This window comes from Indibacter alkaliphilus LW1, assembly GCF_000295935.2.
Classification (GTDB): Bacteria; Bacteroidota; Bacteroidia; order Cytophagales; family Cyclobacteriaceae; genus Indibacter; species Indibacter alkaliphilus.
In genome coordinates, this window is sequence record NZ_ALWO02000046.1 from 26543 (window position 1) to 39324 (window position 12782).

The following is a 12782-nucleotide window of genomic DNA, read 5'->3' on the forward strand; positions in this document are numbered from 1 at the left end:
TAACCATAATAGAAATTGCTATTTTTTGATAGAGGGCTGTGGTTATTTAAATATCCACGAATCATGATTAATAATTAATAACCGCAAAATTTATATTAATTTAGCGATTACGATCGCTGATTTTATATGAATTTTGCGATCAGGAGTAGCTATCCTTCTAAAAAAATTTCTTAATCCAGTAAATTTCAACACCGCAAGGCTATCTTCCCCACAAATTGACTCCATGGAGAATTTTTACCTCAACCCGATTCGCCAAAAAATCCTGAAAAATCTCCGGGGCATCAAAATCCAACTTGGTTCCATCACAGTAATACTGGGATTGATTGGTAGAACTCATCAAGGGAGACTGGATTTCAATCACCTCTCTGGAATTGAATTGATACAAAATGATCCCGCTTTCCGGGGTGTTTCTGATCAGTTCAAACTGTTCTTTTAACCAAGTGAGCTGGCTTATTGCATCGGAGGTTTCACAGGCAGAAAGCTGATCATCAATGGGCTCCTCTGTCGCGCAACTTACACAGCACAAATAGATTAAGGGCAGAAAGAAAAGTATTCTCAAGTATCGGATCATTCTTTTCAATTGAATTTATTGGAAAAATAAATATACCTTAATTGCCCAAGAAAATTGTAAAACCAAACTTTAACCCTAAGACATTCTCTCTGGTGTAGAATCCATCAGATTCAAAATTCGCCCGATTAGAAGTATAATTCAACAGCAAATCAAAGCTACTACGCTCTCCCAACAACAAGGCAAGCCCCAAACCTCCCCCAAGACTAGTGACAGCTGTATTGCTTACATTTTCTGCAACAAAATCATCCCTAGTTCTTTGGTTGCCAAAAATAGAATTCACCTCAGCAAAAGGCAGGATTTTTCCTTTTGGCACATAATACCTAACAAAAGGCCCTGCTCCAAACAAAGAATTTTTGGCCTCAATTGCAAAAGCTGTTAGGGGTATTGTTCTATTTCCCCAGCCGAAAGCTAAATCTATTCCCGCTGCCAAATTATCGCTTAGAAAATAGCCCACCTTCGGAGCAAAAAAGATATTATAAGAACTCCTTTCTTCCGATGTACCGTCCGCAAATTCTCTTGTTGTATTGTTAAAATACATATCCATCATTCCTATACCATTTGAAAACCCAATGTGAGTACCTGCACCGAGGAGCATTCTCCCTTTTTCAGTTTGGGCATGGGCAGAAAAACCGATCAGAAGGAAAAAACTTAAAATTTTAAATATTTTCATAAAGCCAAATTTTTGTTCATGGATTGAAATCTTTGAGATCTATTAATGGAAAGCTGGCCAGGATATGGGCAGGAGAAATTTAGCTCTACTCCATTTGACCAATCTTATATTTCAGGTATCTTCCCAAGAAACATGGTAAAACCTATTTTAATCCCTAAGGTATTTTTCCTGTCGGTATAGTCTTCTGATTCAAAGTTTATCTTGTTAGAATTATAATTTAAAACCAAATCAATGCTGCTTCTCCTTCCCAATAAAAAGGCAAGTCCTAAACCTCCCCCAATATTGGTAAACGATTGTTGGCTTTCTGAACTGACAAAACCACCGATTTCTATGTTCCTACTGCCAAAAAGTGCGTTTACCTCTGCAAATGGCAAAATCTTTCCACTAGGAATGTAATACCGTACGAATGGTCCTATACTGAAAAGAGAGCTTTTTGAATCCAAATTTTGAGTGGCAGCATCAAAAGTCGATGTTCCTCTCCCCGAACCCAATGCTAAATCCAATCCAGCAACCAAATTATCAAAGAAAAAGTATCCTACTTTTGTAGCTATGAAAATATTATTGTTGTTAGTTTGACCAGAAAGGCCATCATCAATAAAAGTTTTTTGCCTAGAAAAAGAAAGATTCATCATCCCCGGTGATTCAGATAATCCTAAATTAGTCCCAGCTCCAATCAAGAATCGGCCCTTTTCGGTTTGGGCATGAGTTAACCAACTAATAAGAAGGAAAAAGCATATTATGTTGAATTGTTTCATAAAAACATAAGTTAGGAAAACCAAAAAATCAATTTACTAAAACTACCCAGCAATTAAAAGCAATTAGACTTATCTGGTACGCTCTCTGGTAAATCTATTCCCAAATACAATCAAAACTACCACCCCTACCAAGGTTACCATTACGCCTAGGCCGTCGCCTATTCCAGGTTGATCCAACCATATCCCAAGAAAATATCCTGATATAGAGACCAATCCCATCACTACAAAAACTGCACATCCGAAAGTGGGCAAACCATTGGCAATGGCGTTTTCTTTTTCTTTTTGGGACAGATGATTGTATCCTGCCATTAGATTGGGGAATTTCTTCACCAAAATACCTATCGCAATAAAAAATACTCCTATGTAAACGCTAACCATAAATAGTTTTTTAAATCTAAAATCGAGCACTGAAAATAATCATTAAAAACGAAATACAAAAAGATTAGTTTGAAACAAAGGCAATAAACTCAATCTTCTTAAAAAAATAAAACACAGAAATTAACAAGCATTGATTTGGGTACGGATCAAAAACCCGACTAATTGATTTGAGTCCAAATCAAAACCAGAGTATAAATCGAAATTTTAGGCCTAATTTTTCGATTTGGAGAACGCATGACAAAGCTGAAATAGATTACCTGGAAGAAACTGATGGCATGCTATATGCCTATGAATTCAAGTGGAAAGATCAGAAAGTCAGGTTTCCGGCATCATTTCTCCAAACCTATCCTGAACATCAGGCAGCAGCATTCAGCAAAAAGGACTTTGAAGGGTTTTGAGGGGCTTTGCAATTACTTCAACTTTACTAAACCAATCACCGGATTGGCTTCTTCCTGTTCACCTGATACAAAGGCTGCAGGTTTGACAAAATAAAATAAATCCTCCTCTGCAGACAAAACCCTTAAGCTGAATCTGTCGCCATCTTCATCCAAAAATCCATCTTTAACTAGATAACCCTTGCCACTCTCCATATGAAAGAGGAATTGGTGTAAACTACTTTTTTCATAAAAATGCGAACTGATGTAATTGGCAGTATGTACCACATTTGCGATATAATATTTTTTAAATCCCCTGTCATCTAAATGAGGTTTAGGGAAATTCAACTTAGCAAAAGGCTTCAACTGCATATCCCTTAGCTGGTACAGGGTGTCTCTTAGGTAATTTTCATTTGTCGTTACAGGTGTATAGATAAAATGCTTGCCGTCATAGCTGCTGATGTAATCTGTATACCCCAAAGCACTGGCTATTTTCTTCTCCATAATCACGTTTCTTAAGGGCAGGGTGTCAATGACTGCCATAGCTGCATCAAATCGATACAACTTGGTCTCATTGGCAAAACCTCCTTCAACTACATTTCCATATTCCTGAGAAATGCCGAACCTTTCCCCTCCGAGTATCCTAAAGAAGTCAAAGCCGAAATCCAAGGAGGAATCTATCCTCTTTTCCTCTATTAATTCATGCTCTGGAGAGTACCTCATGATTTTTTTGCCAGCAAACAGATAAATCTCTCCAGAAATATCATCTATAGCCATGGCAGAAACAGACCTGTATTCCCCAGGACCCTCACCTTGTTTTCCTAGAGCCCCCAAAAACTTGCCCTCCAGATCAAAAACTAGGATTTTTTGAAATAAATACCAGATATACAATTTATCATCATGAAGCAACACCTCTTTGATTCTTGAAATAAAAGCATCAGGGCGGGTTTCGAGTTGGATATATTGTATGGAATCGGCAATGTCATTTAATGTAACTTCTGTATTCACCTTGCTTGGTACATTGATTTCAATCAGCTCCGACTTGGGCTTTTCGGTACACGCGAAAAATCCAGAAAAAATTGCCGCTACTAAAAACAACCTGAAAAATGGATTATCCATTACTTATTTTTTTATTCCTTTTTATACATCCACCTGCTTTTTGATGGTTCGGCTTGCCTTGGCACAATCAGCTGCAAGTGAAGTTCCTTATTGTCCAACTTGGAAATGAAATATTTTTGAGTACTGATTTTATCCAATCTTCCAATAATCAAAGTATCCCCTTCCGTCCACCATATTCCTTTAAGCTCATGAATCTCGAAGTTACTGTAATTAGTGAAAATGACGGTGTCTTTCTTAAAGTCATAAAAATATCCATTGATCACTTTATTAAAAGCTTCTGCAACAGCTTGTTGCTGTTCTTCATCCTGGAGTTGAAAGTTTTTTGAAGTCAGGATATTTTCAAATGATTCGCTTCTATACATTTTCCATTTGCCTTCCAAGGGATGCTCAGTTTGCAGAAACCAAAAAAGGAGTATCAGATAAAAAAGCGAATGTATCATAGATTTACCTTCCGACGAATGTTCAGAAAATATACCAAATTTATAGTTTTAATTCAAGGAATTCTTAGTGGATTCCCCAGAAAGATGAAATCAAGAGGTACTTTTCAGGCCATTCATCACTATCATCAGATTCATTTACGTTTATTTTCCTTCATAAAAATGTAGTACAATACACTTTTTCATTTGAAAAAGTGTTAAAAATCACATTTTTTCCTTTGAAGAAGTGTGTGATTGATAAGTTTTTCCTTTGAACATAAGGCTCCAATAGAACGATCAAAAAATCAACCATCCTATTGCAAAAATTACCCCATCCCTTAAAACCCGATACTACAGGATATCTTTCCGTCATTATTTTTAGAAATTGGAAATTGAATCCTGTGATCATTTGCTTCATCAAATTGCTAAGTGATATTGATTGATGTTTGTTGATATTTATTGATATTTTAGCCATCGATGTACAAGCCAATATCTATCAGTATCTTAATATCCATAAATACCGAATCCATAAAATGCCTTTAAATAAGAAGATTGCTTTATTCATCCCCTGCTACGTCGATCAATTCTACCCTAATGTAGGCATTGCGACTTTGGAACTATTGGAAAAGCTGGGTTGCCAGGTCAGCTACCCCATGGGTCAGACTTGCTGCGGACAACCCATGGCCAATGCAGGATATGAGAGGGACACATTTGGCACCACCAAACATTTTTTAAGAACCTTCCTTGTTTACGATTATATTGTAGCCCCTTCCGGGAGTTGTGTACTGCATATCAAAGACCATGCACCGTCCATTCCGGGAATGGAAAGAGAACAGGAAAGCCTACGCCAAAAAATCTTTGAACTGACAGAATTCCTTACCGATGTCCTTAAAGTAGAAAACCTTAAAGGATACTTTCCCCATAAAGTTGGCTTTCATGCCTCCTGTCATGGACATCGCGGTCTGCGATTGGGCTCTAGTTCAGAACGCAACGAGCCTTTTTATAGCAAGGGCAAACAACTATTGGAACAGCTGGACGGATTGGAATGGGTGGAATTGACGAGGACAGATGAATGCTGCGGATTTGGGGGAACTTTTGCTGTTACAGAAGAAGCCTTATCGGTTCAGATGGGCAAAGACCGTCTGGAAGATCATTTGACGCACGGGATAGAAATACTCACTGGAGGAGATATGTCCTGCATCATGCACCTGGAAGGTATAGCCAAGAGGAATCAGCAGCCATTGAAATTTATGCATATCGCAGAAATCCTTAACCAAGCCATTTCATGAGCCATCCATCCAAAGCATCGGAATTTTTACAGGACGCTGCCAAAGCCAAATGGCATGATGAAACACTATGGTTTGTCAGAGACAAGCGGGACAACATCAGCAAAACCATTCCGGAATGGGAAGAATTGAGAGAATTGGCTTCCCAGATCAAAGACAATGTGCTGGCCAATTTGGAAACTTACTTGGTTGAATTCGAAAAAAATGCCAAAGCAAATAACATCCATGTACATTGGGCGAAAGATGCCGAGGAACACAATCAGATGGTATTGAGCATACTGAATGAACACCGCTGCAAAGCCATTGTAAAAAGCAAATCCATCCTGACAGAAGAATGTCATCTCAATCCTTTTCTGGAAGAAAATGGCGTAGAGGTAGTTGACACAGATTTGGGAGAGCGGATAGTCCAATTCCTCAACCAACCGCCAAGCCATATTGTACTTCCTGCCATTCACCTGAAGAAAAGGGATATTTCTGAGCTTTTCCATGAAAAACTTCAAACCGAAAAAGGTAATGAAGATCCGGCTTACCTCACCCATGCAGCCCGTTTGCATTTGAGGGAAAAGTTTTTGGGCGCCAAAGTAGCCATTACCGGAGTGAATTTTGGTGTTGCGGAAACAGGAGAATTTGTGGTCTGTACCAATGAAGGCAATGCCGATATGGGCGTGCATTTGGCCGATATACACATCGCTTGTATGGGCGTCGAAAAAATCATTCCCAGAAGAAAGGATTTGGGGGTATTCCTCAGGCTGTTGGCCCGCTCTGCTACCGGTCAACCCATTACCAATTACAATTCCCATTTCCGCTCCCCTGCTCCGGGTAAGGAAATACATATTGTTTTGGTAGATAATGGCCGTACGGATCAATTGGCCAGGGAGAAATTTAAAAACTCACTGAAATGCATACGCTGTGGAGCCTGTATGAACACCTGCCCAATTTATAGAAGAAGTGGTGGCTATAGTTATGGCTCGGTAGTTCCTGGCCCCATAGGTTCCATTCTATCCCCTGGCTTGGATGTCAAAAAATACAGTACCCTTCCCTTTGCCTCAACCCTTTGTGGTTCTTGCACGGATGTATGTCCGGTCAAAATCAACATCCATGAGCAACTCTATGAATGGAGACAGGAAATCACGAAAGCCCAGGGCACCAATACCAAAAGCATTTCCATGAAAATCGCAAATGGGATTTTTGCTGTTCCTTTTGCCTATAAAATCAGCGGGGCAATGATGCGGGGAGCCTTGAAAATCCTACCTGACAGCATTACTTATTCAGGCTTAAACACTTGGGGAAAGCAAAGGGATTTACCCGAAACACCCAAAGAAACTTTCAAAGATTGGTACAAAAAAAACAGGACATGAGCAGCAGAGAAAACATTTTGACCAAAATCAAGGCCATTCCTAGAGAGAACAGCCTGCTTCCTGAGATCCCTTCATTTGAATTTCCAATGGATCACAAAGCTGCCTTTATACTATCCATTCAGGCCAATAAGGGGGAAGTAATCGCTGAGTCCGAATTGAAGGATTTTATAGCCATCAACCGTTTTGAAAAGATTCTCAACCTGGCCAAGGGAATGGAGAGCCTTTCGACTCAGCCTTTACCTTCTGACGCCCATGAATTAAATGAGTTGGAAGTAGCTATCATTCAAGGTCAATTTGGGGTTGCGGAAAACGGGGCAATCTGGTTGACCGATGAAAACTTGGGCTTGAGGGCTTTACCCTTTATCACAGAGCATTTGGTGATTGTCTTAGAGGAAAAATCCTTGGTTTCCAATATGCATGAAGCTTATCAAAGAATTGGAGCCCAGCATTCAGGTTTTGGACTTTTTATTGCTGGACCATCCAAAACTGCTGATATTGAGCAGTCTTTGGTGATCGGGGCGCATGGAGCAAAGAGTTTGAAGGTAGTTCTGACCAACCTTTGAGGTTTTTTTCAATCCTCGAAGGTTTATGATTTTAATTAGGCCGGAAAGATTACTGGATATAAACTCTGCGGTATCGATGTGAAACGGAGATCCCGAAATCGAAGCGACTCCCATAATTTCCAATTCCCCAATCTATTCCCATTAATTTTTCTATTTTTGCAAGCTATTAATCTAAATTTTAAAGAACTAGCTGAAAATGGCTGATTACAATCCTTCAGTAATAGAAAAGAAATGGCAGCAATACTGGGAACAAAACCAGATTTTCAATGCCCAAGTGAATCCAAACAAACCGAAATTTTATTCTTTGGACATGTTCCCCTATCCGTCCGGAGCAGGACTACATGTGGGACATCCGCTGGGCTACATTGCCTCTGATATCATCACAAGATACAAGAGACTTCAGGGATTCAATGTCCTACACCCTATGGGTTACGATTCATTTGGATTACCTGCAGAGCAATATGCCATACAGACAGGACAACACCCAGCCATTACAACTGAAGAAAACATCAAAAGATACACCGAGCAGCTCAAAAACATCGGTTTTGCCTTTGATTGGGACAAGGAAGTCCGCACTTCCAACCCAGACTACTATAAATGGACTCAGTGGATCTTCATGCAGCTTTTCAACAGCTATTATGACAAAACTGAAGACAAGGCCAAAAGCATCGCTTCTTTGATAGAAAAATTTGAATCTAATGGAAACGCAGGTATATCCGCAGTATGCGATGAAGATACACCAGAGTTTTCGGCAGAAGATTGGAAAGCCTTTTCTGAAAAAGAAAAGCAGGAAATGCTACTCAAATACCGCTTGACCTATTTGGCTGAGACGACTGTCAACTGGTGTGCAGCACTCGGCACGGTACTTTCCAATGACGAAGTAAAAGATGGCTTCTCCGAAAGGGGCGGACATCCTGTGGAACGAAAGAAAATGATACAGTGGTCCATGCGGATCACAGCTTATGCAGACAGGTTGCTCAAAGGGCTGGACACCGTGGACTGGAATGAACCCATCAAAGAAATGCAACGCAACTGGATCGGAAGATCTACTGGTGCCGAAATGGTATTTCAGGTCAAAGGACAGGATAAGTTGATCAAAGTGTTTACCACCAGAATTGACACTATCTATGGAGTGACGTATTTGGCTTTGGCTCCTGAACATGATTATGTCAAAGACCTGATCACTGACGATCAACGACAAACAGCAGAGGCTTACGTTGAAGTTGCCAAAAATAGGTCTGAACGTGAAAGAATGTCAGATGTCAAAACCATTTCCGGTGCATTCACAGGTTCTTACGCCATCAACCCATTCAATGGAGAAGAAATCCAAATATGGGTAGCCGATTACGTTTTGGCAGGCTATGGCACTGGGGCTGTGATGGCCGTTCCAGCGCATGACGAGAGAGATTATAACTTCGCTAAGCATTTTGGACTGGAGATCAGACAGGTGATCGAGGGAAGCATGGAAGAAGGATCATTTCCTGGAAAAGGAGGTACCATCATCAACTCTGACTTCCTTTCAGGTTTGGAGATGAAAGCTGCGATGGACAAGGCTATAGCTTTCCTGGAAGAGAAAAAAATCGGAAAAGGTAAAATCCAGTACAGGATGCGTGATGCAATTTTTACGCGTCAGCGCTACTGGGGCGAGCCACTTCCAGTATATTTCAAAGATGGCCTGCCTTATCTGATGGATGAAAAAGACCTGCCTTTGGTGTTGCCGGAGGTAGATAAATATTTACCTACAGAAGATGGTGAACCGCCTTTGGCAAGGGCCAAAGACTGGAACTATACCACTTCAGAAGGAACCTTCCCACTTGAGCGAAGCACCATGCCAGGTTGGGCCGGTTCAAGCTGGTATTTCTTCCGCTATATGGATCCTAAAAACGAGGAGAAATTTGTAGCCGAAGAGATTGCCAAATATTGGGGGGCTGTAGACCTGTATATTGGCGGGGCGGAACATGCTACAGGACACCTATTGTATTCCCGATTCTGGACCAAGTTCCTTTTTGATATAGGAGCTGTCTCAATAGAAGAGCCTTTCCAAAAAATGATCAACCAAGGCATGATTCAAGGAAGATCAAATTTTGTCTATAGGGTAAAAGGAAGCAATCAGTTTGTCAGCTTGGGTCTTAAAGATCAATACGAAACTTCCGCCATGCACGTGGATGTAAACATCGTACACAATGACCAATTGAACTTGGATAAGTTCAAAGCTTGGAGACCTGATTTGGCTGATGCAGAATTTATACTGGAGGATGGCAAATATATCTGTGGGGCTGAGGTAGAGAAAATGTCCAAGTCCAAATACAATGTTGTTAACCCTGATGACATCATCCAAAGATATGGAGCTGACACTTTGAGGTTGTACGAAATGTTCTTGGGGCCTTTGGAGCAGTTCAAGCCTTGGAACACCAATGGCATCGACGGAGTATCCAAATTCCTCAAGAAACTCTGGAAGCTTTATCATGACAATAATGGCAATGTTACTATTTCCGAGGCCAAGCCAAGTGCAGAAGAATTGAAAACCCTGCACAAGACCATCAAGAAAACACAAGAGGACTTGGAGAATTACTCTTTCAACACCTCAGTGGCTTCCTTTATGATCTGTGTAAACGAACTGACTGCATTGAAATGCAACAAGAAAGCCATTTTGGAACCATTGGCAATTTTGGTTTCACCTTATGCACCACATATTGCAGAAGAGCTTTGGGCTATTCTTGGTCATGAAGAGTCCATCATTCATGCGACTTTCCCTGAATTCAATGAAGCTTATCTGGTAGAAAGCAGCCATGAATACCCTGTTTCTATCAATGGAAAGATGCGAACCAAGTTGACCCTTTCACTTTCTTTATCTAAAGAGGAAATCGAGAAAGCAGCCTTGGAAGATGAAACCGTTCAGAAATGGATTGAGGGAAAAACACCTAAAAAAATGATAGTGATTCCAAATAAAATTGTAAATATAGTTGTTTAAATAAAACTACATTGATTCGAAGGGAAGTTGGGTTACCGGCAATTTTACTGGTAACCCAATTCTTTTTACATTCGATTTATGAATAAATTCTTCATCATATTTGCAGCACTGGTTTCGTCAGGGATTTTTGCTTATTCCTACCTCAAGGAATGGATAGGAATTAAATTGGGAAGAAATGAAATCATTTTACAGACAGGTGAAAACCTAGCTCCGTATTTCCACAGTTCTGAAGAGCTTTATCTAAGAGTGGTTCTCATTTTCGGCTTGGTGTTCAGCTGCATATTTTTGGCTACGATATATTATACAGTGAAAAAAAAGGAAAAAATGGTAATGCTCTGCTTTGTCCTTAGTATGCTTAGCATATTTGCCTTGATGATTAATGGGGCAATAAAATAAATGTAACTTTACATGAGAAATAGAAAATTATGAATATTACAGAAAACGTCATAGTAGGGCTAACCTATGAACTAAAAGTAAGCAAAGAAGAAGATGAAATTGAATCTGTTCCATTCAGCGTGGAAGTGAGGGATGAAGAAGATCCATTTTATTTTTTATTTGGTAAAAGTGGCCTTCCTGAGAAATTTGAGGAAGAGTTGAAAGGAAAGGCTAAGGGAGACACATTTGATTTCGTCATCCCTGTAAATGAGGCCTATGGTGAAGCAAGTGAGGAAATGATTATGGAATTCCCCAAATCTCAATTTTCTGAAGATCAGGGCTTTGAACCAGGCATGTTAGAAGTAGGTAATTTTTTGCCATTAGTGGATGACAATGGATACCAAATGCAAGCAAAAGTTTTGAAGGATTTGGGAGAAAATGTGCTTTTGGATTTTAATCATCCTCTGGTAGGGTTTGATCTACATTTTGACGGAGAGGTATTTGAGGTCCGAGAGGCTACTGAAGAAGAATTATCCCAGGGTGTACTACCCGAAGAAGATTAATCAATGAATTTGAAATCTAATTCCCCATTTTCTAATGGGGAATTTTTCACTTTATCAGCAGCTCTTTTTCTGGTTCCCATTTTACATGCAGTTTTTCATTGATTGCAAATTTCCTGTTTTTATCCTCCAGCAGCCAGATCTCACCATTTGAAAGTTTTACTGTCAACTGATTATAATGCACAAGGTATTGGACATCTTTGACTAGGACAGGAAGTCCGCTCGTTTTAAACAAAGAAATATCTGTTGGTCTGATAAATTTTTTTTTCTTCCCCGGAATTTTATTGAGATGAGAAAAAAGCTTAGCTGCATACATGTTTTGGGGCTTAGAAAAAATTTCGGCAGGTTTCCCTTCCTGAACGATTTTCCCGTTCTGAAGAATGACCAGCTGATCTGTCAATTGAAGCGCATCGTCCAGATCGTGAGTAACGAATATCACAGTTACTCCCAAAGACTTGAACATATTTTTCAATTCTGTAATCAACTCGCGTCTCTGAATAGTATCCAAGGAAGAAAAGGGTTCATCCAAAAGAAGTACTTTTGGTTCCAAACTTAAAGCTCTGGCTATAGCAACCTTCTGTTGTTGCCCACCTGAAAGCTCTTTGGGTAAATTATTTCTAAAATCTTGTAAACCAAGTAATTCCAAGAGTTTTTCAAGTCTGTACTTCCTGTATGACTTATCATAGAGTAATAAAGGTCTAAGGATATTCTCTTCGACGGTGCTGTTTGGGTACAATTTGTACTCTTGGTAGACCAGCTGAATCTCATCATATCCTGGGACAAGTTTTTCTTTGGGATTTTGGATCAGCATATCTCCCAAATACACCTCTCCTGAATCTCTGTTTTCTGTACCGGCAATAATTCTAAGCAATGTACTTTTTCCTGATCCACTTTCTCCAACCAGTGAAATTACTTGTCCGGAATTGATGTTCATTGAAAAATCTGAAAGGATAGGCTTATCTTTTTGGTAAGCTTTTATAACCTTACTTATTTTTAAAAATGTCATGATTTGAGGATAAGGTCTTTTACTTTTTTCGGTAAACTTTCCAAAATCAAATCATAAGAATGATCCACCAATTCTAAAACAAAAGAATCGGGAACGCCTCCATTAAAGGAAACAGTGTTCCAATGTTTCTTATTCATATGATAGCCAGGCTCAATTCCACTGTATTGTTCTCTTAATTCAGAAGCCCATTCAGGATCACATTTAAGATTAACACTCTCAAAAAGCTCAATATCAATTATCGCAAATATCTTCCCTCCCACTTTAAAGCAGAGGGTGTTTTCATCAAAGGGAGTATCTTCAACCACTCCTTTTTTTGAAAGACAATAATCTCGAAAAAATTCAATATCCATATAAAATGATATGATTATCCGCTTGTATAC

15 protein-coding genes are annotated in these 12782 nt (G+C 39.6%); 7 read left to right on the forward strand and 8 right to left on the reverse strand.

Features of this window, described 5'->3' with window-relative positions; all coding sequences use genetic code 11:
* Positions 1 to 199 precede the first annotated feature (199 nt).
* From A33Q_RS17035 to A33Q_RS17050, 4 genes are all read right to left on the reverse strand, one after another.
* The gene (locus A33Q_RS17035) at positions 200 to 571 is read right to left on the reverse strand and encodes a hypothetical protein (protein ID WP_009036095.1); all 372 of its coding nucleotides are present in this window, start codon (positions 569 to 571) and stop codon (positions 200 to 202) included.
* 37 nt (positions 572 to 608) lie between these two features.
* Positions 609 to 1241, reverse strand: a complete 633-nt coding sequence (locus A33Q_RS17040; protein WP_009036096.1) for a hypothetical protein — start codon at positions 1239 to 1241, stop codon at positions 609 to 611.
* 104 nt (positions 1242 to 1345) lie between these two features.
* The gene (locus A33Q_RS17045; protein ID WP_040490617.1) at positions 1346 to 1996 is read right to left on the reverse strand and encodes an outer membrane beta-barrel protein; all 651 of its coding nucleotides are present in this window, start codon (positions 1994 to 1996) and stop codon (positions 1346 to 1348) included.
* A 69-nt stretch (positions 1997 to 2065) separates the two neighbouring features.
* Entirely contained in the window at positions 2066 to 2374 is a 309-nt protein-coding gene (locus tag A33Q_RS17050; RefSeq protein ID WP_009036098.1) for a DUF3784 domain-containing protein, read from the reverse strand.
* 167 nt (positions 2375 to 2541) lie between these two features.
* Between A33Q_RS17050 and A33Q_RS17055 the strand changes: the two genes are divergently transcribed.
* Positions 2542 to 2772 (forward strand): hypothetical protein, encoded by a 231-nt coding sequence (locus A33Q_RS17055; protein ID WP_009036099.1) that lies wholly within the window; start codon positions 2542 to 2544, stop codon positions 2770 to 2772.
* Positions 2773 to 2784: 12 nt separating this feature from the next.
* Here A33Q_RS17055 and A33Q_RS17060 read toward each other — a convergent pair whose 3' ends face one another.
* Together A33Q_RS17060 and A33Q_RS17065 are read right to left on the reverse strand one after the other, a co-directional pair.
* Positions 2785 to 3867 (reverse strand): 6-bladed beta-propeller, encoded by a 1083-nt coding sequence (locus A33Q_RS17060; RefSeq protein WP_009036100.1) that lies wholly within the window; start codon positions 3865 to 3867, stop codon positions 2785 to 2787.
* 11 nt (positions 3868 to 3878) lie between these two features.
* Positions 3879 to 4307: a hypothetical protein gene (locus A33Q_RS17065; RefSeq protein WP_009036101.1), complete on the reverse strand. Its 429-nt coding sequence runs from the start codon at positions 4305 to 4307 to the stop codon at positions 3879 to 3881.
* A gap of 509 nt (positions 4308 to 4816) precedes the next feature.
* Here A33Q_RS17065 and A33Q_RS17075 point away from each other — a divergent pair.
* The 6 genes from A33Q_RS17075 to A33Q_RS17100 all read left to right on the forward strand — a co-directional run bounded on the left by A33Q_RS17075 (position 4817) and on the right by A33Q_RS17100 (position 11399).
* Entirely contained in the window at positions 4817 to 5572 is a 756-nt protein-coding gene (locus A33Q_RS17075) for a (Fe-S)-binding protein (RefSeq protein WP_009036103.1), read from the forward strand.
* Complete coding sequence (locus tag A33Q_RS17080) at positions 5569 to 6927, forward strand: lactate utilization protein B (protein ID WP_009036104.1); 1359 nt, start codon at positions 5569 to 5571, stop codon at positions 6925 to 6927. The genes A33Q_RS17075 and A33Q_RS17080 overlap by 4 nt, the downstream gene beginning before the upstream one ends.
* Complete coding sequence (locus tag A33Q_RS17085) at positions 6924 to 7490, forward strand: LutC/YkgG family protein (protein ID WP_009036105.1); 567 nt, start codon at positions 6924 to 6926, stop codon at positions 7488 to 7490. The genes A33Q_RS17080 and A33Q_RS17085 overlap by 4 nt, the downstream gene beginning before the upstream one ends.
* A 196-nt stretch (positions 7491 to 7686) precedes the next feature.
* Positions 7687 to 10461, forward strand: coding sequence for a leucine--tRNA ligase (gene leuS / locus A33Q_RS17090; RefSeq protein ID WP_009036106.1), 2775 nt, complete (start codon positions 7687 to 7689; stop codon positions 10459 to 10461).
* A gap of 78 nt (positions 10462 to 10539) precedes the next feature.
* Positions 10540 to 10857 carry a hypothetical protein gene (locus tag A33Q_RS17095; protein WP_009036107.1) on the forward strand — a complete coding sequence of 106 codons (318 nt, stop codon included), beginning with the start codon at positions 10540 to 10542 and terminating at the stop codon, positions 10855 to 10857.
* Positions 10858 to 10886: 29 nt separating this feature from the next.
* On the forward strand, positions 10887 to 11399 hold the full coding sequence (locus A33Q_RS17100; protein ID WP_009036108.1) for an FKBP-type peptidyl-prolyl cis-trans isomerase: 513 nt from the start codon (positions 10887 to 10889) through the stop codon (positions 11397 to 11399).
* 46 nt (positions 11400 to 11445) lie between these two features.
* Here the strand turns inward: A33Q_RS17100 and A33Q_RS17105 are convergent, their stop codons facing one another.
* Both A33Q_RS17105 and A33Q_RS17110 read right to left on the reverse strand, forming a co-directional pair.
* Complete coding sequence (locus A33Q_RS17105; RefSeq protein WP_016255468.1) at positions 11446 to 12402, reverse strand: ABC transporter ATP-binding protein; 957 nt, start codon at positions 12400 to 12402, stop codon at positions 11446 to 11448.
* Positions 12399 to 12752 (reverse strand): MmcQ/YjbR family DNA-binding protein, encoded by a 354-nt coding sequence (locus A33Q_RS17110; protein ID WP_016255469.1) that lies wholly within the window; start codon positions 12750 to 12752, stop codon positions 12399 to 12401. The genes A33Q_RS17105 and A33Q_RS17110 overlap by 4 nt, the downstream gene beginning before the upstream one ends.
* Positions 12753 to 12782: the final 30 nt, after the last annotated feature.